Raw genomic sequence first — 19677 nt, forward strand, 5'->3', positions numbered from 1 at the left:
TGAAACTCCTGACACCCGACATGACTCACTCCGATGCACGACCTTCACATCATCTTGCGCACGCGTTTGCGCGTCGTCAACACCCGATTCATGTCGCTTTCGATGAGTCAGGAATACATCGGAATACTTAGGAGCATGTCGGAACAGTAAATATTTTTTCTGATTTCACCAGAGCTTTCCTCGATTCACACGCAGTTTCATCAGCTTTCCCCGTTCGCGCATATTGGCGCGAATCGCGGTGAACATCGTGTGCCTGTCGATTCACAGTGAAGGACAACCGGAACGCATTCGATGTCGCTGCCCAGCGAACACCATGCTCATCCGTCTCGTCCCGTCATTGCCACACCGACGCCAAGCATGTGCATTCGACTTGCGCAGACGCCCACGGCCCTGCGAATGCGGATCGAACATCAGTTCCACCTGCATTGAACGGATGACGCGTCAAATACACGCTGCACCTTATCGGGCATTGACACGTTCTCGCCAAGTCTCTACATCCGATACCTTCGTGACCAATCGGCCATGCACGCGCATGCCGACTTCTTCACGTCGCCGCGTTAAATGCATCGCGCACTGCGATTACACGGATGTGAATCTCGGTTGTACGTGGCTTGTACATCGTGCGCGCGAAAGTCACACCCGGCACCGAAAACAACGCGAAAATCGAGGAACTGCAGGATAGCCTTGCGCCGGTATTCGGCGCCATGCACATAACCACGTGGCACGTCGGCGATACAGCGGTATGGAACTGCGGTTTCTAAGAACCGCTAAGGGCAGCGCTTCCGTCGAAGACAAAAAGTCGGAGGCAACCCCAACCCTATACCATACGCTTGATGATTGGTTATCGACGTGCAGTCGCGCCGTGGACAACTCGACACACATCGCCGACCCCTCTACGTCCGCTACCGATTGACCAATCCACACATCCCGGATCGCGTTACGTCTCTGCGATGCCATTCTCTTGATCATCGGACGGCGTCCCGTTGATCGCGCTTACAAGCGCTAAAACTCCCCGCCTTTCTCGCGTCTTCAATTCACGGAAGCCTGCCAGTAGCCGCTCTTCGTCGACCGTGAGCGACAGCGTTGCGGAAGTAGACGCCCGGCCGGTCAGCACATACTGCACGTCCACACCCACCTCCGCGATTCCCGCCAAGTAGCCGGCATCGGGATATCTTGCCCCCTTTTCGTAGTTGACCTGGGCATGCTGGAGCACGCCGCCCGCTGCAGCGAACTCCGTTTGATTCATGCCCAGCCGTTTCCGCTCCAATTTCAGGCGAACGTAAAATATGTTCGATTGAGAATTTTTTGTTTTCATATATCCAATTGAACAATAATGTAGTGAACGTGACCAACCGACTGCCGATGGTTGCAGGATGTTCGCGAAGTCCCCCAAGACGGTGGTCCTTCATCGGGGAGGTGCTATGCCTTTCACCATTGAAATCTGCGGCGCTCTATCTGTTGTCGACAACTTCCGGCACTACCATGCCCAGCAGTTCGCGCAGACAATTGCCGCCCCCGCCGACATTTACTTCGCAACGGATGCCGTCACGCATTCACTCGTGATTCGCATTCGCGGCGCACTGACCGACGACGAAGCGGAAGCCGTCGAGGACGCCGTGGAAGAATTCTCCCAGAAATGGGCACGGATCGGCACAATCTTCAGACGAGTTCGTTACGGAGAACCGTCATTTATACCGGTCGGACGTGCCGTGCACGTAGACATGCTCAAGGAACTCGCTGACGAGCACATTCAACTGGAGGCCTTCCTGCAACGCCAAGCCCAGATTCTCGAGAAGTTTCGTTCGGTAGCGAGCTAGACCGTGAGAACACCGATATCTCAGCACTATTCGTGGGGCTGGGCGAATCGAATCAATGGAGGTTCAATGGAAGAACCGGCACCTTACGTTCTGACCGGCGCACTCGCCGTGCAAAACGATCTGGAAGGCGAGCAACTCGATCGAGAGCGCTGCCTCTGCCTTTTTGGTCCAAATCGGCTGGAGAATGCGCACGATCATTGCAGCGCCGGCGCGATCCTGTGGCGCACATGGAACGACTCGTGGAGGTGGTTCGCAATTGGCTGGATTGGCAGGCTCAATGCCTGCTGAAGCTTGCCGCCGCCGAAGAGCAGTGCGAGCGACTGGAGGAACGGGGCTTCGATTTCGTCTTCTGGGTCCACTTGGAAGCAGCGGCTAACGACGATCACAACAGGGTCGGCAATCCCGTTGGCCGCCTTTCGATAGAAACAGAAAGGCTTGGCTGAATTTACTTCAATCACCGTCGATCACAAACTGGGCGTTTATCAGCGAGGCGCCGGTAATCGTTGCATTCAGGGCATTCGCTTTGATGTCGCCCTTTGTGGTGTCGATCACACCGGCGATCGATCGCCACTGCCCCGGTCTTTGCCGCCCGGGAGACCGGACCACAGTGATTCATGACAGAGTCGGCGCTGATCGACGGGCCATTGCCGCTCACCGTGCCCATACATGATCGAGGGACTGCGAAGATATCACGGCGAGTTGCTGCGCACTGCTGATCGTACTGAGATTCGATAACGAATCAGCCGCTACGGAGGCGTCACCGCCCAACGCCTCCCAACCGCGTAGGTAGTTGACCTCGGTGTCAGCGTAGTTTGTAATCCGGTGGTATTTATGGTGGTATCCGCACCTTGAAAATTCTGCGAACCATTTCCAGGCAAGCGATAGCAAGAACTTTTCGATTCCGGCCCTGGCACCAGTTTTTCGCAGCGCTCATCCGCTGCATCCGTCGAAACCCGCGCAAGCTCGCTGCTTCGCGGGTTTTTTGTTTTTGCGCGCGCCACGCCCTTCGCAACGCCCGCCCTTCCCCACCGGTCCAAGCATCATGACGGACGAGCCGTACGGAGGCAGGCCATGTCCATGCGCACGATGTCGTCCACGCTCTGTCGCAGCGCGCTGGCCGCGCTGCTGTCGCTCGTCGTCGGCGGATGCGACGTGCTGAGCATGCCGCCCGTCCCCGAATGGCCGGGGCCGCATGCGCCCTACCCGTTCCCCGACAACGTTCCACACCGTACCGAGTAAGCCGGCGGCGGCCTGGCGCGCGCGTCGCTCAGGCCGTCAACTCGCGGACGAAGTCGAGAAACACCCTCACCTTCGCGGCCACGAGGCTCGACGCATGGTGATACGCGTAGAGCGGAAACGTCTCGTCCGACCACTCGGGCAACAGCTGGACCACTCGACCGTCGGCGACGATGTCGCGCGCGTACAGCGCCAGCAGTTGCGCGATGCCGACACCGCCGATACACGCGCCGAGCAGCCCGCCCGTGTCGTTGACCGTCAGCCTGCCGGCCGCCTCGACCGGCACGACCTCCTTGCCGCGATGGAACTCCCATTCATACGGCCGGCCGGTCACCGGATCGCGAATCAGCACACAGTGGTGCCCTTGCGCGAGATCGCTCGGATGCCGCGGTTCACCGTAGCGCGCGACATAGGCCGGCGACGCACATGTGAGCACGCGCGTCTCGAGCAGCAGCCGCGCGCGGTATGACGACGGCTCGGGCACGCCGAAACGCACCGCCACGTCAAATCCGTCGGCGACGAGGTCGCCCATCCGGTCCCGCACGCTGATCTCCACCGACAGCTCGGGAAAGCGGTCGAGGAATTCCGCCATTCTCGGCGCGAGCACCGCGTGGCCGAACGTGCCGTCCACGTTGACGCGCAGCCGCCCACGCACGCGCGCCTTCGATTGGCCGGCGTCGACCGCCGCCTCCTCGATCCCCGCCAGCAGCGGCGCGACCGCCTCGTAAAAGCGCCGCCCTTCGTCGGTCAGCGTGATCGCCCGCGCGGTGCGATTGAAGATTCGAATGCCGACCCGCTCTTCGAGCCGGGCGACGGCGCGGCTCACGGCCGGCTGCGTCAACCCCATCGCCTCGCCGGCGCGCGCGAACGTGCCCGCCTCGATCACCGCCGAGAGCACCCCAATGCCGCTGAGCAGCCTGCTGTCGAAAGCCATTGACTTACTTTTAGTCATTCATCAACTGATCATTATTCATTATTTTTATTTATCGAGGAAGCCTACAGTAGTCCTGTCGCCGGATCGCACGGCACTTATCCCCTACCAAGGAGCAGGACATGAGCACATCTGAACAGGTCGCACTCGTCACGGGTTCGTCGCGCGGCATCGGCGCGGAAATCGCCCGCCATCTCGCCCGGGACGGCTTCCGGGTCGTCGTCAACTATGCGGGCAGCGCCGGGCCGGCGCGCGAAGTCGTCGACGCGATCGTCGGCGACGGCGGCCAGGCTGTCGCGGTGCAGGCGAATGTCGCCGATCCGGCGGGCGTGGCCGCGCTGTTCGATGCGGCGCGCGACACGTTCGGCGGACTCGACGTGGTCGTCAATTCGGCGGGCGTGATGAAGCTCGCCGCGATCGCCGAGTTCGACGATGCGGTGCTCGACGAGACGCTCGCGATCAACGTGAAGGGCACCTTCAACGTCTGCCGCGAAGCGGCGAAGCGCGTGCGCGACGGCGGACGCATCATCAACCTGTCGACCAGCGTGATCGGCATGCGCATGCCGACTTACGGCCTGTACGTCGCGAGCAAGGCCGCGGTCGAAAGCCTCACGCAGGTGCTCGCTCAGGAAATGCGCGGGCGCGGGATCCGCGTGAACGCGGTAGCGCCGGGGCCGGTCGCGACCGAGCTGTTCCTCGACGGCAAGAGCCCCGAGCTCATCGACCGGCTCGCGAAGCTGAATCCGCTCGAGCGGCTCGGCCAGCCCGACGACATCGCGCGCGTCGTCGCCTTCCTCGCCGGCTCCGACGGCGCATGGGTCAACGGCCAGATCCTGCGCGCCAACGGCGGCATGTGCTGACGCACCGGGCACGCCCGCCCCATCCTGCTGCCAGGAGATCCATCATGAACGAAGTCATCCTCGTCACCGGCGCATCCAGCGGCTTCGGCCTGCTGACGGCCCAGGCGCTGGCGCGCGCCGGCCATACGGTCTACGCGTCGATGCGCGAAACCGCCGGCCGCAACGCGCCGCGCGTCGCGGCGGTCGCCGCCTATGCGCGTGAGCACGGCGTCGATCTGCGCACCGTCGAACTCGATGTCGGCGACGACGCGTCCGTCAATGCCGCAATCGGCCGCGTGATCGCAGAGCACGGCCGCCTCGACGTCGTCGTTCACAACGCCGGCCACATGGTGTTCGGCCCCGCCGAGGCGTTCACGCCCGAACAGTTGGCGCAGCTCTACGACGTCAACGTCGTGTCGACCCAGCGCGTGAACCGGGCGGCGCTGCCGCACCTGCGCCGCCAGGGGCGCGGCCTGCTGGTGTGGGTGTCGTCCTCGTCGGCGCGCGGCGGCACCCCGCCGTTCCTCGCGCCCTACTTCGCCGCGAAGGCCGCGATGGATTCGCTCGCGGTGTCGTATGCGGCCGAGCTCGCCCGCTGGGGCATCGAAACGTCGATCGTCGTGCCGGGCGCGTTCACCCGGGGCACGAATCACTTCGTCCACGCTGGCAAGCCGGCCGATGCCGTCGTGCTGGCGGCCTACGACAGCGGGCCGTACGCGGGCGTCGCCGAGCAGGCGCTGCAGGGCCTCGCCGCGCTCGAACCCACGGACGCCGATGCCGGCGCCGTCGCGACGGCGATCGCCGACCTCGTCGCCGCGCCGGCCGGCAAGCGCCCGTATCGCGTGTTCGTCGATCCGTCGCAGGACGGCGCGGAGGAAGTGTTCCGCGTCGGCGATCGCATCCGCCGCGAGATGTTCCGGAACATCGGCCTCGCCGACCTGCTCGCGCCCCGCGTCGGCGGTTGATCCCCTGCGCGCCGGGCCGGCCGGCGCGCGTCAGTCGCGCTCGCAGAACCCGAGGATCGCGTCGGCGACCGCCGCCGGCGCCTCGCGCTGCGGAAAATGCCCCACGCCGTCCAGCACCTGCCGCGCGTAGCGCCCGGCGAAGAACCGTTCGCGCCCAGCCGAGCTGTCCGGATGATTGCAGGTGTCCGCGCCGCCGTGCAGCACGAGCGTCGGCACCGACAGCACCGGCGCCGGATTCAGCCGCGCATTGTCGTCGGCATAGGCCGGCGCGCCCGGCGCGAACCCCCAGCGATGCCGGTACGAATGCAGCACGACGTCGATCCAGTCGGGCCCGTCGAACGCGGCGGCGGCCGCATCGAAATCGCTGTCGCGATACCAGCCGGGCGGCGACCACGTGTCCCACATCACGCGGGCAAACGCGCGGCGATCGTCGCGCAGCGCCTGCTCGCCGCGCGGCGTCGCCATGAACCAGTGATACCAGTAGTTGCGCGCCTGCTGCAGCGACAGCGGTTGACCGGGATCGTTGGTGCCGTACCCGACCGACAGCATCACCAGATGCGATGCGACGCCGTCGCGCAACCCGCACGCGTTCGCGACCGCACGGGCCCCCCAGTCGTGCCCGACCAGCACCGGCCGCTCGACGCCGAGCACATCGACGAATTCGAGCAGGTCGCGCCCGAGCGCCGCGAGCTCGCCGCTGCGCGGCACGGATGCGTCGCGAAAGCGCGTCGGCGCAAAGCCGCGCAGCGCGGGCGCGAGTACGCGGTAGCCGCGCGCGGCAAGCGCCGCCGCCACGGGCTCCCAGCCGACCGGGCTGTCCGGCCAGCCGTGCAGCAGCACGGCCACGCGTTCGCCGCGCGGGTTCCATTCGAGATAGGCGATATCGAGCGATGCGGTCGTCGCATACGCATAGGCAGTCATCGTGTTCTCCGTCGGGTCAACTTGAGCAAACGATGGTAGGTCGGCCTTTCATCACGATTCACGGAGTATCATGATTCATTCATCGAATATCGCGTTGAATTGACCTATGGAACCGCTGACCGACCCCGCGTCGACCTCGCTCGACATCGCGCTGCTGCGCACCTTCCTCGAAGTCGTCGACAGCCGCGGGTTCGCGCCGGCAGCAGAACGCCTCGCGCTGACGCCGTCCGCCGTCAGCGGCCATATCAAGCGGCTCGAACAGGCGGCCGGCACCGTGCTGCTCGCACGCACGACGCGCCGTATCGCGCTCACGCCGGCCGGCGACACGCTGTATGCGTATGCGCGCAACATCGTCGACATGGAGCGCGAAGTGCGCGCAAGGCTGCGCGGCGCGCCGGCGCACGGGCGGCTGCGCGTCGGCTCGTCGGAGGATTTCGCGGGTGCGTGGCTGCCTCACGTGCTGCGCACGTTCCGCGACCGCCATCCGCGTACGGCGATCGAGCTGAAGGTCGGGATCACCGCGTCGCTGCTGCGCGAGCAGGCGCTCGGCCGGCTCGATGTCGTGTTCGGCAAGCAGTGCCGGCAGGTCGACGCGTCGGGCGAACTGCTGTGGGAAGAACCGCTCGCATGGGCATTCGCGTCGGACCGCACGCTCGAGGCCGGCGGCGAAGTGCCGCTCGCGCTGTTTCCGGAACCGTGCGTCTATCGGGAAGCCGCCGTATCGGCGCTCGCCGCCGCGCTGCGGCCGTTTCGCGTGCTGTTCGAGAGCAGCAGCATGGCCGGCTGCGTGTCGGCCGCGCTCGCGGGCTTCGCGGTCACCGCACTGGCGCGCAGCCAGCTACGCGACGGGCTGCGCGCATGCGGGCCGCAGGACGGCCTGCCCGCGCTGCCGGCCGCGCGTTTTTATGCGTTCGCGTCGAAGCCGGACGGCACCGGCGCGGCGCTGATCGAAGCGGTGCGGGAAGTCGGGCGCAACCGGCGGTTCGCAGCGCTGGCCGACTGAGACACGCGCGACGGCGCACGCCGCAAACCGGCCGCCCCGGTCAATCGCCTTCCGCGCCCTTCCCGGCCGCCGCCCCCGTCAACGCATCCGCCATCAGCTCCCCGAACCAATCCACGAACGCATTGAGCCTGCGCGACCGGTGCCGCCGGTGCGGATACACGGCCGACACACCCATCGGCTCGGCGCGATGGCCAGGCATCACGTCGACGAGCGCGCCGCTGTCCAGCAGATGCTCGACGTCGAACCGCGGAATCTGGATCAGCCCCATCCCGGCGATGCAGCCGGCGATATAGGTTTCGGCGTTGTTGACGATCACGCGGCTCGGCAGCGTCAGCGTGTGCCGCTCGCCGTCCACGCAGTATTCCCACCCGAGCTCGCGCCCCGTCGTCGGCGACGCATAGCCGATCGCCCAGTGCCCGTGCGCGAGCGCATCCGGATGCTCGGGCACGCCGCATTCGCGCAGGTAGTCGGGGCTCGCGCAGTTGATCAGCGTGAACTGTCCGAGCGGCCGCACGACGAGGCTGCTGTCCGCGAGCCGCCCGACGCGGATCGCACAGTCGACGCCCTCCTGAACCAGGTCGATCGAGCGGTCCGTCGAGCCGAGCGACAATTGCAGCTTCGGGTAGCGGCGAAACAGCGACGGCAGCGCGGGCGCGACCACGCGGCGCGCGATCCGGCTAGGCACGTCGACGTTCAGCCGCCCGACCACGTCGCGGTCGCGGCGGCGGAACAGTCGATCGAGCTCGTCGGCCTCGGCGAGCAGGCGCCGGCCGCGTTCGAGCAGCAGCGCGCCGTCGGCGGTCAACTGCACCTGGCGCGTCGTGCGGTGCAAGAGGCGCGTGCCGAGCCCCGCCTCGAGCTGCTGGACGGCCGCCGACACGGTCGCGCGCGGCACGTCGAGCGCATGCGCGGCCTTGATGAAGCTGCCCATCTCGGCAACCTGCAGGAAGATTCTGACCTGATCCAGCTTGTCCATCGGCGGGGAACGTGAGTTCGGACGACCGTCGCCGCCAGCCGTCGCGCATCGCGGCAGGGTCCGGCGGCACAGAGAAAACGGGCGCGCGGCCTCGCGGCTGCGCGCCCGTCCATTGTCCACGCAAACGAGCCATTGCGGTGCGCCGTGCGCCCGCGGCGGCGGCCGGTGCGGCCCATTAAGCGGTCGGTTACTTGGTCGTATAGCCGCCGTTGATCAGGATCGTCTGGCCCGTGATCCACCAGCCGTCGGTCACGAGATGGCGGATGAACGGCACGACGTCCTCGATGTCGGTCAGGCCCGTCTTGCTGAACGGCGACAGCGCGGCCGCCGTCTTGTGATATGCGACCGCATCGGCGCCCTCGGCCGGATAGAAGAACGGCGTGTCCATCGGGCCGGGCCCGACGGCCGTCACCGAAATCCCGCGTGCGCCGTACTCCTTCGACGCCGCGCGCGTGAAGTGCTCGACCGGTGCCTTCGACCCTTCGTACGCCGCATAGAACGGCGTGAACGCGCCGAGCAGCGACGTCACGAGCGTGACGAGCTTGCCGTGATCCTCGAGGTGCCGCCCCGCTTCCTTGATGAAGAAGAACGCCGACTTGCTGTTGACCGCGAACATCTCGTCGTACTCGGCTTCGCTGATCTCGGTGAACGGCTTCTTCAGCACCTTGCCGACCGTGTTGATCGCGATGTCGATCTTGCCGAAGCGCTGCTTCGCGTCGTCGAACAGCTTCTCGACCGCGGCGGCCGTCGTCAGGTCGGCCTGGAACGTTGCGGCCTCGGCACCGGCCGCGCGCACCGCGGCGGCCGTCTCCTCGGCCTGCGCCTGCGACGCCGCGCTGTTGTAGTGAATCGCCACCGCCTTCGCGCCGTGGCCCGCCAGGTCCCGCGCGATCAGGCCGCCGAGATTCTTTGCGCCGCCTGCGATCAGGACGACCTTGTCTGCGAGCGTGTGAGTTGCCACGGTTGACTCCTTTTCTCGTTGAACGAAGCTTGGAGTGTAGGCACGCGCGCCGCGCCGGTCAGCCGGTCGCGGCTGGATGGATTATCCAGAAAACCGATCCAATCGGAACGTCGCAGTGTGCGCTGCCGCACCGACGGCGGCACCGGAATCCGCTCGCGGCGGCGCGAGCGCCGGCCGGTTCAGCGTGCGTACAGCGCCGCGTCGATCTTGCCGAGCAGCCATTGCATGCCGGCCAGATGCTGCTGATCGTGGCTGCACAGGTAATGGACGAGCCCGCGCACGGTCAGCGAGCCGTAGCCGTCGAACTCGCCGATACGCTCGAACTGTTCGGGCGTGAGGCGCGACACGAGGTCCAGCGTCTCGCGTCTCGCTTCGCGGATCGCCGCGAGCACGTCGGACGCATAGGCATCGTTGTAGCGGCGCTCGACCGCGAGCGCATCACCGTCGATCGACACGAGCAGCGGCCGATCTTCGTCGAGCATCCGCCGCAGCCGCACGTGATAACCGTCGATCTCGATGTCGCGCACATGGCAGAGCTGCCCGAGCGGCGAGAAGTGCTCGCTCGGGATCCCGGCCCAGTCGTCGGGCGTCCAGCGCGCGTAGCCGTCGGGCACGGCCGCGAAATGGGCTTCGAGCAGACGGGGGAAATCGGCGAGTGCATCGAGCGTCGTCGGATTCATGCGGGAAACTCCCTGTCGGATAAGAGCGGCGGCAGCCCTGGCACGGGCCTGCCGCCGCCATTGCGTCACTTCACGCCGAAGCCGTACGCCCCTTGCGTGCGGTGCCCGTCGGTCGCGACGGCCACCCATTTCACCGTATAGGCGCCCGTGCCGACCGCCGTGAGCGGCACCGTCATCCGCTTGCGGTTCGACGCATCGATGCGCGCGTTGCCGTCCGACACCGTCTTGCCGTCGCCGTCGCCGTCGACGACGACGATCGAGCTGAACGCCGGCTCCAGCGGCTCGGTGAAGTCGATCGTGACGGCGGCCGGTGCCGCGGCCAGCACCACGCCCGCCGCCGGATCGCTCTTCGCGAGATGCGCATGCGCGAACGCGGCCGACGAAGCGGTCGCGGCAAGGATGACTGCGGCAGCCTTGCGGCCGAACGGGAACGAATCGAAATGCATGGATTTTCCGTGAAGAATGAACGAGCGTCGCGCGGCGTTCCGGGAGCTTACCAGCGCATGCGTGTTCATGCCGACCGCGCGCCGCTTGATAGAATGCGCGCGCTATGGATCTCGAAAGCATTCTCTACACCCAGGGCTTCGGCTCGCGCCGCCAGTGCCGCGGCCTGATCGAAGCGGGCCGCGTCGCCGTCTCGGGCGCCCGCGCGACCGACCCCGACGCGTCGTTCGACACCGACGGCCTCGTATTCTCGGTCGACGATACGGCCTGGCCGTTCCACGCGCACGCGTATCTCGCGCTCAACAAGCCGGCCGGCTACGAGTGTTCGCGCGATCCGCAACATCATGCAAGCGTGTTCAGCCTGCTGCCCGCGCCGCTCGTCGCGCGCGGCGTGCAATGCGTCGGCCGTCTCGACCAGGACACGACAGGCCTGCTGCTGCTGTCCGACGACGGCCAGTTCGTGCACGCGTACACGTCGCCGAAGCGCAAGGTGCCGAAGACCTACGTGGCGACCGTGCGCCATCCGCTCGACGACGCGCAACTGCACGCGCTGCGCACCGGCGTGCAGCTCCACGGCGAGCCGAAGCCGATCGCGGCGGTCGCCGCCGATGCGCGCGACACGCACGCGCTCGCGCTGACCGTTCTGGAAGGCAAGTATCACCAGGTGAAACGCATGGTCGCGGCGGCAAGCAATCGCGTCGAGTTGCTGCACCGCGAAAGCATCGGCGGCTTCGCGCTGCCGGACGACCTCGAACCCGGCGGGTGGCGGTGGCTCGACGACGCCGACCTTTCAGCGTTGCGCAATCCCGACAAAACCCTGTAAGGGAAAATCCGCACGACCGTTCGGTGTCCGGCCGCGTCTCGGCCTCACGATCCCCCGCTATACTCAAATCACAAGCTGCACGAGCAGCGATGCAGGGGGAGACATCATGAACATCAACCATTCTTTCGAACTGCCGTACGTGATGATCGCGTTCGCGGTCGTCGGCGTCATCGTGATCGGCGGGCTGCTGGCCGCGATGCACCGGAAGCACAAATATCATCCGAACCTGATCGGCGCGCTGATCGGCGCGCTGCTGTGCTTCCTGCTGATCGAGGCGTTACCGGCGCTGACCTGACGCGCTGCCCGGCGCGAGCGTTTGAAGGAAATCGTCTACGGTCGGATAACGCAACGTCACGCACAATTCGGCCTTGAGCCGTGCGTTGGACAGGCGCCGCGACTCGCGCATGAACGACAGCAGCGCCGGTTCGAGCTGGCGTTCGGCGTCCGCGCGGCTGACGCGCGGCGGCCGCGGCAGGCCGAGCGCCTGCGCGACCCGGTCGAAATACTCCCCCATCCGCAGTTCGCTGTCGTCCGACGCGTGCACGGCGCGCGCCGGCCTGCCGCGCTCGGCTGCGCGGCGCAGGATCGCCGCGAGATCGTCGGCGTGGATGTGGTTCGTATAGACGTCGTCGGCCGGCTCGAGCGCCGGCGTGCCGCGCTCGAGCCGCGCGACCGGCAGACGGTTCGCCGCGTAGATGCCGGGAATGCGCACGATGCGCGCGGACAGCACGCCGCGCACCGTCGCCGCGCGCAGTTGCCGCTCGGCCGACACGCGCCGGAACGCGCGCGGATTCGCGGGACGCAGCGGGTGCGTTTCGTCGATGCGCGCGCCGCCGCAATCGCCGTATACGCCCGTCGTGCTCGCGTAGACGAGCCTCGGCGCGCGAAGACCGTCGGGTACAATACGCGCTGCCCGAACGGGCGCGCCGGCCTGCCGGGCAGCGGCGCGCAGCGTTCGGAGCCGGCCGACCGCAGGGGCCGGCGGTGCCGACGGTCGCCGCATGGGCACGGTCGTTGCGGCGATCAGCGCACGCGTGCGCCGGTCGTCGCGGCCGTCGGACTGCGGCGGCGCGAGATGCAGGATCGTGCGGGCAAGGCCCCCGAGGCGGCCGAGCGTCGCCGGGCGATCGAGGTCGCCGACGATCGGCGTCGCGCCTGCGGCACGCAGCTCGTCGCAGCGGGCCGGGTGGCTCGTCAGCGCGAAGATCCGCAGATTGCGGCGCGTGTCGCGCCATTGCGCGACGCAGCGCATGCCGACGTCGCCGCAGCCGACGATCAGTGCGCGCGGCCGGCGCAGGATTCGTGTCGCGATCATGTTGGTTGCGAAATCAGTAGCCACCGTTGCGCGACGCGCAACGGGTTTGCATTGTAGCTGCCGTGCTCGACATGCACGGTCCCCACATTTTGTTCTAGTTTGGTTCTATGGCATTCAACGTCACTCTCAAGCAAAGCGGCCGGCAATTCCAGGTCGAGTCGGACGAAACCGTGCTGGCGGCCGCGCTGCGCCAGAACGTCCATCTGCCGTACGGCTGCAAGAACGGCGCGTGCGGCTCCTGCAAGGGCCAGATCGTGTCGGGCCAGATCGAACAGGGCCCGCATGCCGCGTCGGCCCTGTCCAATGACGAGCGCACGCGCGGCCTCGCGCTGCTGTGCTGCTCGAAGGCGCAGTGCGATCTCGAGATCGACGTGCGCGAAATCGCCGGCGTCGACGGCGTGCAGGTCAAGAAGCTGCCGTGCCGGATCGCCGCGCTCGAGCGCAAAGCCGACGACGTGATGGTCGTGAAGCTGCAGTTGCCCGCCAACGAGCGCCTGCAGTACCTCGCGGGCCAGTACGTCGAGTTCATCCTGAAGGACGGCTCGCGCCGCAGCTACTCGATGGCAAACGCGCCACACGAGGAAGGCCCGATCGAGCTGCACATCCGCCACATGCCGGGCGGCAAGTTCACCGACCACGTGTTCGGCGCGATGAAGGAGCGCGACATCCTGCGCTTCGAAGGCCCGCTCGGCACGTTCTTCCTGCGCGAGGATTCCGACAAGCCGATCGTACTGCTTGCATCGGGCACGGGCTTCGCGCCGATCAAGGCGATCATCGAACACGTGAAGCACCGGGGTATCACGCGCCCGATGACGCTCTACTGGGGCGCACGCCGCAAGAAGGACATCTACCTCGGCGAGCTCGCCGAGCAGTGGGCCGGCGAAATCCCGAACTTCAAGTACGTGCCGGTGCTCTCCGAGCCCGACGACGGCGACCAATGGACGGGCCGCACGGGCTTCGTCCATCGCGCGGTGATCGAGGACCTGCCCGATCTGTCGGGTCACCAGGTGTACGCGTGCGGCGCGCCGGTGATGGTGGAATCCGCGCAGCGCGACTTCACGCAGCACCACGCGCTGCCGGCCGACGAGTTCTACGCGGATTCGTTCACGAGCGCTGCCGATCTCGCGCATCCGGTCTGAGTACGGCACGCCCGCGTTCCGCGCCGCGATGTCACATCCGTGGCATCGCGGCGGTTTACAGTGGGGCGCGGGATGCCTTATGCTTGCGCACATGAACCGCTTCCTGTCCGCTCTTCGACGTCGCCGCTCGCCGCTCCGCCCGGATGCCGCAGGCTCGTCACGGACTCGCGCGTAACCCCACACTGCTTCACCGGTTACGCACAAGCTGTTCGAACCCACCAGCCACGGCCTTCCGTGGCTTTTTTATTGCCCGTTTCCCTTTCAACGTCCGCTGGAGTCTGCTGCCATGCCCTTGAACGATTACCCGATCGACTCGCTGATGTACATCACGAACCGCCCCGACATCGTGTTTACGCACGGCAAGGGTTCGTGGCTCTACGATCACACGGGCAAGCGCTATCTGGACTTCATCCAGGGCTGGGCCGTCAACAGCCTCGGCCACTGCAACGACGGTGTCGTCGAAGCGCTGAAGACGCAGGCCGAAAAGCTGCTGAACCCGTCGCCGGCGTTCTACAACGAGCCGATGGCGAAGCTTGCGGGCCTGCTCACGCAGCACAGCGTGTTCGACAAGGTGTTCTTCACGAACAGCGGCGCCGAGGCGAACGAAGGTGCGATCAAGCTCGCGCGCAAGTGGGGCCGCAAGTTCCGCAACGGTGCGTACGAGATCATCACGTTCGACCACAGCTTCCACGGCCGCACGCTCGCGACGATGTCGGCCAGCGGCAAGCCGGGCTGGGACACGATCTACGCGCCGCAGGTGCCGGGCTTCCCGAAGGCCGAACTGAACAACATCAACTCGGTCGAGAAGCTGATCACCGACAAGACCGTCGCCGTGATGCTCGAACCGATCCAGGGCGAAGGCGGTGTGATCCCGGCAACGCGCGAGTTCATGCGCGAACTGCGCGCGCTGACGAAGCAGCACAACCTGCTGCTGATCGTCGACGAAGTGCAGAGCGGCTGCGGCCGTGCGGGTACGCTGTTCGCGTACGAGCTCGCCGACATCGAGCCGGACGTCATGACGCTCGGCAAGGGTATCGGCAGCGGCGTGCCGCTCGCGGCGCTGCTGTCGAAGGCCGACGTCGCGGTGTTCGAGGCCGGCGACCAGGGCGGCACGTACAACGGCAACCCGCTGATGACGGCGGCCGGCTATTCGGTGATCTCGCAGCTCGTCGCGCCCGGCTTCCTCGAAGGCGTGCGCGCACGCGGCGAATACCTGAAGCGCAAGCTGCTCGAGCTGTCGGAGGAGCGCGGCTTCGAAGGCGAACGCGGTGAAGGCCTGCTGCGCGCGCTGCTGCTCGGCAAGGATATCGGCCCGCAGATCGTCGAGAAGGCGCGCGACATGCAGCCCGACGGCCTGCTGCTGAACGCCGCGCGGCCGAACCTGCTGCGCTTCATGCCCGCGCTGAACGTGACGACCGACGAGATCGACCAGATGATGGCGATGCTGCGGTCGATCCTCGACACGCTCTAAGGAGACCGCCGCGATGGATGCCTCCGCCGATGCTGTCGCGATCCGCCCGTTCGAACGCGCCGACACCGATGCCGTGCTCGCGGTATGGCGCGACGCGTTCCCGCAGTACGACGAAGCCGGCGCGCCGCCGCACCGCGATCCGCTGCGATCGATCGAGCTGAAGCTCGCGACGCAGCCCGAGCTGTTCTTCGTCGCGACCAGCGGCGCGCGCGTCGTCGGCACGCTGATGGCGGGTTTCGACGGACATCGCGGCTGGCTCTACTCGTTCGGCGTCGCGAACGACGCGCGGCGGCTCGGCGTCGGCCGCGCGCTGATCGCGCACGCGGAAAGCGCGCTCGCCGCGCGCGGCTGCCTGAAGATCAACCTGCAGGTGCTGCCCGGCAACGACGATGCATGCCGCTTTTATGCGGCGCTCGGCTATCGCGTCGAGGAGCGCATCTCGTTCGGCAAGACGCTGCCGGCCGCGTGATTCAGCTGGCGGCGACAGTGGCCGCCCTCAGCGCGTGATCGGCCCCGCGCCCGGCAGCGGATTGCCGAGCGCGTCGGTGGGCACGGCCTGCTGTTCGAACGCCGCGAAATACGCGGCCCACTGCGTATCGCTCACGCGCACGATCAGCGCGCCGTCCTGCCAGACGTCGTTGTGGTCGTTATGGTCGTCGCCTGCGCGATGCAGGTAGTTCGGGCCCGTCGAGCCCTGGTTCATGTGCGTGTCGTGAATACCGTCGCCTTCCGCATACGTGCGGCCGAACACGACGACGTCGAGGCCCTGCGACTGCGCGGCGCTCACGAGCCGCAGCAGCGACGGGATCGGCTCCGGGTTCTCGGTGCCGTCCATCACCGCGCTCGCGCGCCACGCGCCCGTCTCGTTCAGGATGTCGCTGCGCAGGTAGTCGAGCGCGGGCAGCACGGCCTGCCCCGTGAGGTCGGTGTAGCCCTCCGCCGCAGCCGCGAGCGTCTGCGTGACGGGATGGTGGAAATCGTAGACCAGCTTGTAGTTCAGCAAGTCGTCCGCATCGCTGGTGCCGACGTTGATCGCGACATCCCAGTCGCCGGCCGGCAGCGCCAGCGTCAGGTGGATGTGATACTGGATCTCGCTGCCGTGCGGCGAGCCCTTCAGCTTCGCCACCGATGTCACCTTCGCCTTCACGAAACCGTAGTCCAGACTCATGCGTGTTCTCCGTGTGCCGACGGGCTGTCGATGCTACGCGGCCCGCGTGTCGGTTTGCGGGCGACCGGCGGCGGGCGACCGGCTGCGGGCAACCGGCTTCGGGTGGCCTGCCCTGCCGTTTCCCGCGTCGCGTGCGTGGTGCAACAGTCGAATGGAGTCGCCTTCGCACACACAGTTCGACACGAATCGCACAACACGAAAAAAAAGGCTGTCACGGCATCCCGTGACAGCCTTTCGAAAGCCCTTGTACGACGCACGCGGCATCTGCCGCCGCGCGTCACCGGGCCCGCTCATTCATTCACTTACTCACCCAGATACGCTGCACGCACCTTCGGATCGTCGAGCATCTGCTTCGCGTCGCCTTCCATCGTGACCATGCCCGAGTCCATCACGTAGCCGCGGTCGGCCGCCTGCAGCGCGAGGCGCGCGTTCTGCTCGACGAGCAGCACCGTGATGCCCTCCTTCGAGATCTCGCGCACGACTTCGAAGATCTTCTCGACCATGATCGGCGACAGCCCCATCGACGGCTCGTCGAGCAGCAGCAGCTTCGGCTTGGAGAGAATCGCGCGCGACATCGCCAGCATCTGCTGCTCGCCGCCCGACAGCGTGCCCGCGAGCTGCGACGCACGCTCCTTCAGGCGCGGGAAGAAGCCGAACATCCGGTCGACGTCCTTCTTGATCTGCTCGGTGTCGTTGCGCAGGTACGCGCCCATCTGCATGTTCTCGACGATCGACATCCGCGCGAAAATCCCGCGGCCTTCCGGCACCATCGCGAGGCCGCGCTTGAGCAGCTCGTGTGCCGGGATGCCCTTGATCGACTTGCCGTCGTACTCGATGTCGCCCGCCGAATACGGCTTCAGACCCGTGATCGCCTTCATCGTCGTGGTCTTGCCCGCGCCGTTCGCGCCGATCAGCGTCACGAGCTCGCCCTGACGGACTTCCATGTCAACGCCCTTGACGGCCTGGATGCCGCCGTAGTTGACCTGCAAGCCCTTGATTTTCAACATTGCCGCTGCCATCAGTGCACCCCTGCGCCGAGATATGCCTCAATCACCTTCGGGTTCTTCTGCACGTCCTGCGGCAGACCCTCGGCGATCACCTTGCCGTAATCGAGCACCGTCATCCGGTTGCACAGCCCCATCACGAGCTTCACGTCGTGCTCGATCAGGAGAATCGTGCGGCCGTCCGAGCGGATCTTGTCGAGCAGGCGCGTGAGTTCGACCTTCTCGGTCGCGTTCATCCCGGCCGCCGGCTCGTCGAGCGCGAGCAGCTTCGGGTCGGTCGCCAGCGCCCGCGCGATCTCGAGACGGCGCTGGTGGCCGTACGACAGGTTGCGCGACGTGTAGTCCGCGTACTGCAGCACGCCCACGTATTCGAGCAGCTCGATCGCGCGTTCCTTGATCTCGCGCTCCTCCTGGCGTTCGGCCGGCGTCTGGAACACCGCGCCGAGCAGGCCGTGCTTGGTGCGCACGTGGCGGCCCACCATCACGTTCTCGAGGGCCGTCATCCCGCCGAACAGGCGGATGTTCTGGAACGTGCGCGCGATGCCGGCCTTCGCGACCTGGTGCACGGCCGTCGGCGTGTAGTTCTGGCCGTCCAGCTTGAAGTCGCCGGAGTCCGGCGTGTAGAGGCCCGTGATCACGTTGAAGAACGTCGTCTTGCCGGCGCCGTTCGGGCCGATCAGACCGTAGATCTCGCCTTCCTTGATCTGCAGGCCGACGTCGGACAGTGCCTGCAGGCCGCCGAAGCGTTTGTTCACGCCCTGCACGGACAGTCGGATTTGCTTGTCGCTCATGTGTGTATCCCCTTGTCCGTTCGTTACGCGCGCACCGGCTTCTTGCTGGCGCGCTTCGCCAGTTTCGCGATCTTGTCCTCATGCTTCGGCGCGGGCCACAGGCCTTCCGAGCGGTACAGCATGATGATCACCATCGCGAGGCCGTACAGCGCCTGACGGATCACTTCCGTATCGACGATGTCATGACCGAACAGCGCATGCTGCAGCGGGCTCATCGTCGAGCGCAGGAATTCCGGGAAGATCGCGAGCAGCACCGCACCCAGGATCACGCCCGGGATATGGCCCATGCCGCCGAGCACCACGCACGCCAGCACCACGATCGATTCCCAGAACGTGAACGATTCAGGCGACACGAAGCCCTGGAACGAACCGAACATCGCGCCCGACAGGCCGCCGAACGATGCGCCCATCGCAAACGCGAGCAGCTTCACGTTGCGGGTGTTGATGCCCATCGCCTTCGCCGCGATCTCGTCCTCGCGGATTGCCGCCCATGCGCGGCCGATGCGCGAGTGCTGCAGGCGCGTACACGTCCAGATCACCAGCAGCGAGCACAGCACGAACAGGTAGTAGTACATGTAGACCGACGGCAGCTGGAGGCCGAACAGCGAGTGCGTCTGCGACAGGTTGAAGCCGCCGACATGCACCGGATCGATGCCCGTGATCCCCTTCGGGCCGTTGGTGATGTTCACCGGACGGTCGAGGTTGTTCATGAAGATCCGGACGATTTCGCCGAAGCCGAGGGTCACGATCGCCAGGTAGTCACCGCGCAGGCGCAGCGTCGGCGCACCGAGCAGGATCCCGAAGGTGGCCGCCAGCGCCATCGCGATCGGCACGATGATCAGGAACGGGATGTGCAGCCCGCCGGGCGCGATCGCCGCGATCCACTCGAACTGCGAGGTCAGGTGCGGCGAAGACAGCAGCGCCGCCGTATACGCGCCCACCGCGTAGAACGCGATGTAGCCGAGGTCGAGCAGGCCGGCGAAGCCGACCACCACGTTCAGGCCGAGCGCGAGCATCACGTACAGCATCGCGAAGTCGAGCACGCGGACCCAGTAGTTGCCGCCGGCCGAGCCGATGATGATCGGCGCGGCGATCACGAACACAGCGGTCAGGATGCCGATGATGACGGTCTTGGCGGTATTGCGCTCTTCGACGAGCGACGTCGAGGATTCGATCGGTTGAATGGATGTCAT

23 protein-coding genes are annotated in these 19677 nt (G+C 66.3%); 11 read left to right on the forward strand and 12 right to left on the reverse strand.

What is annotated here, in order from left to right:
- Positions 1 to 937: 937 nt before the first annotated feature.
- The gene (locus BT264_RS24740) at positions 938 to 1315 is read right to left on the reverse strand and encodes a helix-turn-helix domain-containing protein (protein ID WP_072444843.1); all 378 of its coding nucleotides are present in this window, start codon (positions 1313 to 1315) and stop codon (positions 938 to 940) included.
- Positions 1316 to 1421: 106 nt separating this feature from the next.
- Here BT264_RS24740 and BT264_RS24745 point away from each other — a divergent pair, with 106 nt between their 5' ends.
- The 3 genes from BT264_RS24745 (at position 1422) to BT264_RS39330 (ending at position 3056) form a co-directional block, all read left to right on the forward strand.
- Entirely contained in the window at positions 1422 to 1817 is a 396-nt protein-coding gene (locus BT264_RS24745) for a hypothetical protein (RefSeq protein ID WP_110281381.1), read from the forward strand.
- A 227-nt stretch (positions 1818 to 2044) separates the two neighbouring features.
- Complete coding sequence (locus BT264_RS40135; protein ID WP_256260707.1) at positions 2045 to 2260, forward strand: hypothetical protein; 216 nt, start codon at positions 2045 to 2047, stop codon at positions 2258 to 2260.
- A gap of 628 nt (positions 2261 to 2888) precedes the next feature.
- Complete coding sequence (locus tag BT264_RS39330) at positions 2889 to 3056, forward strand: hypothetical protein (RefSeq protein WP_177318441.1); 168 nt, start codon at positions 2889 to 2891, stop codon at positions 3054 to 3056.
- Between the two features lie 28 nt (positions 3057 to 3084).
- Here the strand turns inward: BT264_RS39330 and BT264_RS24755 are convergent, their stop codons facing one another.
- Positions 3085 to 3987 (reverse strand): LysR family transcriptional regulator, encoded by a 903-nt coding sequence (locus BT264_RS24755; RefSeq protein WP_072444847.1) that lies wholly within the window; start codon positions 3985 to 3987, stop codon positions 3085 to 3087.
- Between the two features lie 119 nt (positions 3988 to 4106).
- On the opposite strand from BT264_RS24755, the gene BT264_RS24760 reads away from it, so the two are divergent.
- Positions 4107 to 4844, forward strand: coding sequence for an SDR family oxidoreductase (locus BT264_RS24760; protein ID WP_072444849.1), 738 nt, complete (start codon positions 4107 to 4109; stop codon positions 4842 to 4844).
- A 44-nt stretch (positions 4845 to 4888) separates the two neighbouring features.
- On the forward strand, positions 4889 to 5788 hold the full coding sequence (locus BT264_RS24765; protein ID WP_072444851.1) for an SDR family oxidoreductase: 900 nt from the start codon (positions 4889 to 4891) through the stop codon (positions 5786 to 5788).
- Positions 5789 to 5818: 30 nt separating this feature from the next.
- Here BT264_RS24765 and BT264_RS24770 read toward each other — a convergent pair whose 3' ends face one another.
- Entirely contained in the window at positions 5819 to 6709 is an 891-nt protein-coding gene (locus BT264_RS24770) for an alpha/beta fold hydrolase (RefSeq protein ID WP_072444853.1), read from the reverse strand.
- A 106-nt stretch (positions 6710 to 6815) separates the two neighbouring features.
- On the opposite strand from BT264_RS24770, the gene BT264_RS24775 reads away from it, so the two are divergent.
- Positions 6816 to 7712, forward strand: a complete 897-nt coding sequence (locus BT264_RS24775) for a LysR family transcriptional regulator (protein ID WP_072444855.1) — start codon at positions 6816 to 6818, stop codon at positions 7710 to 7712.
- A 40-nt stretch (positions 7713 to 7752) separates the two neighbouring features.
- Here the strand turns inward: BT264_RS24775 and BT264_RS24780 are convergent, their stop codons facing one another.
- The 4 genes from BT264_RS24780 to BT264_RS24795 all read right to left on the reverse strand — a co-directional run bounded on the left by BT264_RS24780 (position 7753) and on the right by BT264_RS24795 (position 10775).
- Positions 7753 to 8688 (reverse strand): LysR family transcriptional regulator, encoded by a 936-nt coding sequence (locus BT264_RS24780; protein WP_072444857.1) that lies wholly within the window; start codon positions 8686 to 8688, stop codon positions 7753 to 7755.
- A 187-nt stretch (positions 8689 to 8875) separates the two neighbouring features.
- Complete coding sequence (locus BT264_RS24785) at positions 8876 to 9649, reverse strand: SDR family oxidoreductase (RefSeq protein ID WP_006478064.1); 774 nt, start codon at positions 9647 to 9649, stop codon at positions 8876 to 8878.
- Between the two features lie 179 nt (positions 9650 to 9828).
- A complete protein-coding gene (locus BT264_RS24790; RefSeq protein WP_072444858.1) occupies positions 9829 to 10329 on the reverse strand; it encodes a DinB family protein in 501 nt (166 codons plus the stop codon).
- Between the two features lie 65 nt (positions 10330 to 10394).
- Complete coding sequence (locus BT264_RS24795) at positions 10395 to 10775, reverse strand: copper resistance protein CopC (RefSeq protein ID WP_072444859.1); 381 nt, start codon at positions 10773 to 10775, stop codon at positions 10395 to 10397.
- 104 nt (positions 10776 to 10879) lie between these two features.
- Between BT264_RS24795 and BT264_RS24800 the strand changes: the two genes are divergently transcribed.
- Together BT264_RS24800 and BT264_RS24805 are read left to right on the forward strand one after the other, a co-directional pair.
- Positions 10880 to 11596: a pseudouridine synthase gene (locus BT264_RS24800; RefSeq protein WP_072444861.1), complete on the forward strand. Its 717-nt coding sequence runs from the start codon at positions 10880 to 10882 to the stop codon at positions 11594 to 11596.
- Positions 11597 to 11702: 106 nt separating this feature from the next.
- Positions 11703 to 11891, forward strand: a complete 189-nt coding sequence (locus BT264_RS24805; protein ID WP_072444863.1) for a hypothetical protein — start codon at positions 11703 to 11705, stop codon at positions 11889 to 11891.
- Here the strand turns inward: BT264_RS24805 and BT264_RS24810 are convergent.
- Complete coding sequence (locus BT264_RS24810; RefSeq protein WP_072444865.1) at positions 11874 to 12911, reverse strand: NAD-dependent epimerase/dehydratase family protein; 1038 nt, start codon at positions 12909 to 12911, stop codon at positions 11874 to 11876. The two genes, BT264_RS24805 and BT264_RS24810, sit on opposite strands and share 18 nt — an antisense overlap.
- A gap of 107 nt (positions 12912 to 13018) precedes the next feature.
- On the opposite strand from BT264_RS24810, the gene BT264_RS24815 reads away from it, so the two are divergent.
- The 3 genes from BT264_RS24815 to BT264_RS24825 all read left to right on the forward strand — a co-directional run bounded on the left by BT264_RS24815 (position 13019) and on the right by BT264_RS24825 (position 15990).
- A complete protein-coding gene (locus tag BT264_RS24815; RefSeq protein WP_072444867.1) occupies positions 13019 to 14050 on the forward strand; it encodes a CDP-6-deoxy-delta-3,4-glucoseen reductase in 1032 nt (343 codons plus the stop codon).
- Positions 14051 to 14336: 286 nt separating this feature from the next.
- Positions 14337 to 15521 carry an acetylornithine transaminase gene (locus BT264_RS24820; RefSeq protein WP_034178802.1) on the forward strand — a complete coding sequence of 395 codons (1185 nt, stop codon included), beginning with the start codon at positions 14337 to 14339 and terminating at the stop codon, positions 15519 to 15521.
- 13 nt (positions 15522 to 15534) lie between these two features.
- Positions 15535 to 15990 carry a GNAT family acetyltransferase gene (locus tag BT264_RS24825; RefSeq protein ID WP_072444869.1) on the forward strand — a complete coding sequence of 152 codons (456 nt, stop codon included), beginning with the start codon at positions 15535 to 15537 and terminating at the stop codon, positions 15988 to 15990.
- A gap of 27 nt (positions 15991 to 16017) precedes the next feature.
- Here BT264_RS24825 and BT264_RS24830 read toward each other — a convergent pair whose 3' ends face one another.
- The 4 genes from BT264_RS24830 to BT264_RS24845 all read right to left on the reverse strand — a co-directional run bounded on the left by BT264_RS24830 (position 16018) and on the right by BT264_RS24845 (position 19677).
- On the reverse strand, positions 16018 to 16689 hold the full coding sequence (locus BT264_RS24830) for a DUF2278 family protein (RefSeq protein ID WP_072444870.1): 672 nt from the start codon (positions 16687 to 16689) through the stop codon (positions 16018 to 16020).
- Positions 16690 to 16991: 302 nt separating this feature from the next.
- Positions 16992 to 17708: an ABC transporter ATP-binding protein gene (locus BT264_RS24835; RefSeq protein WP_034178805.1), complete on the reverse strand. Its 717-nt coding sequence runs from the start codon at positions 17706 to 17708 to the stop codon at positions 16992 to 16994.
- Positions 17708 to 18484: an ABC transporter ATP-binding protein gene (locus BT264_RS24840; RefSeq protein ID WP_034178806.1), complete on the reverse strand. Its 777-nt coding sequence runs from the start codon at positions 18482 to 18484 to the stop codon at positions 17708 to 17710. The genes BT264_RS24835 and BT264_RS24840 overlap by 1 nt, the downstream gene beginning before the upstream one ends.
- 23 nt (positions 18485 to 18507) lie before the next feature.
- Complete coding sequence (locus BT264_RS24845; protein WP_072444872.1) at positions 18508 to 19677, reverse strand: ABC transporter permease subunit; 1170 nt, start codon at positions 19675 to 19677, stop codon at positions 18508 to 18510.

It is taken from the genome of Burkholderia sp. NFPP32, from assembly GCF_900119325.1.
Taxonomy (GTDB): Bacteria; Pseudomonadota; Gammaproteobacteria; order Burkholderiales; family Burkholderiaceae; genus Burkholderia; species Burkholderia pyrrocinia_C.

Bases quoted from the DNA above. Each gene is read 5' to 3' on its own strand.
- BT264_RS24740 (WP_072444843.1), bottom strand. From the start codon at position 1,315: ATGAAAACAAAAAATTCTCAATCGAACATATTTTACGTTCGCCTGAAA.
- BT264_RS24745 (WP_110281381.1), top strand. From the start codon at position 1,422: ATGCCTTTCACCATTGAAATCTGCGGCGCTCTATCTGTTGTCGACAAC.
- BT264_RS40135 (WP_256260707.1), top strand. From the start codon at position 2,045: ATGGAACGACTCGTGGAGGTGGTTCGCAATTGGCTGGATTGGCAGGCT.
- BT264_RS39330 (WP_177318441.1), top strand. From the start codon at position 2,889: ATGTCCATGCGCACGATGTCGTCCACGCTCTGTCGCAGCGCGCTGGCC.
- BT264_RS24755 (WP_072444847.1), bottom strand. From the start codon at position 3,987: ATGGCTTTCGACAGCAGGCTGCTCAGCGGCATTGGGGTGCTCTCGGCG.
- BT264_RS24760 (WP_072444849.1), top strand. From the start codon at position 4,107: ATGAGCACATCTGAACAGGTCGCACTCGTCACGGGTTCGTCGCGCGGC.
- BT264_RS24765 (WP_072444851.1), top strand. From the start codon at position 4,889: ATGAACGAAGTCATCCTCGTCACCGGCGCATCCAGCGGCTTCGGCCTG.
- BT264_RS24770 (WP_072444853.1), bottom strand. From the start codon at position 6,709: ATGACTGCCTATGCGTATGCGACGACCGCATCGCTCGATATCGCCTAT.
- BT264_RS24775 (WP_072444855.1), top strand. From the start codon at position 6,816: ATGGAACCGCTGACCGACCCCGCGTCGACCTCGCTCGACATCGCGCTG.
- BT264_RS24780 (WP_072444857.1), bottom strand. From the start codon at position 8,688: ATGGACAAGCTGGATCAGGTCAGAATCTTCCTGCAGGTTGCCGAGATG.
- BT264_RS24790 (WP_072444858.1), bottom strand. From the start codon at position 10,329: ATGAATCCGACGACGCTCGATGCACTCGCCGATTTCCCCCGTCTGCTC.
- BT264_RS24795 (WP_072444859.1), bottom strand. From the start codon at position 10,775: ATGCATTTCGATTCGTTCCCGTTCGGCCGCAAGGCTGCCGCAGTCATC.
- BT264_RS24800 (WP_072444861.1), top strand. From the start codon at position 10,880: ATGGATCTCGAAAGCATTCTCTACACCCAGGGCTTCGGCTCGCGCCGC.
- BT264_RS24805 (WP_072444863.1), top strand. From the start codon at position 11,703: ATGAACATCAACCATTCTTTCGAACTGCCGTACGTGATGATCGCGTTC.
- BT264_RS24810 (WP_072444865.1), bottom strand. From the start codon at position 12,911: ATGATCGCGACACGAATCCTGCGCCGGCCGCGCGCACTGATCGTCGGC.
- BT264_RS24815 (WP_072444867.1), top strand. From the start codon at position 13,019: ATGGCATTCAACGTCACTCTCAAGCAAAGCGGCCGGCAATTCCAGGTC.
- BT264_RS24820 (WP_034178802.1), top strand. From the start codon at position 14,337: ATGCCCTTGAACGATTACCCGATCGACTCGCTGATGTACATCACGAAC.
- BT264_RS24825 (WP_072444869.1), top strand. From the start codon at position 15,535: ATGGATGCCTCCGCCGATGCTGTCGCGATCCGCCCGTTCGAACGCGCC.
- BT264_RS24830 (WP_072444870.1), bottom strand. From the start codon at position 16,689: ATGAGTCTGGACTACGGTTTCGTGAAGGCGAAGGTGACATCGGTGGCG.
- BT264_RS24835 (WP_034178805.1), bottom strand. From the start codon at position 17,708: ATGGCAGCGGCAATGTTGAAAATCAAGGGCTTGCAGGTCAACTACGGC.
- BT264_RS24840 (WP_034178806.1), bottom strand. From the start codon at position 18,484: ATGAGCGACAAGCAAATCCGACTGTCCGTGCAGGGCGTGAACAAACGC.
- BT264_RS24845 (WP_072444872.1), bottom strand. From the start codon at position 19,677: ATGACATCCATTCAACCGATCGAATCCTCGACGTCGCTCGTCGAAGAG.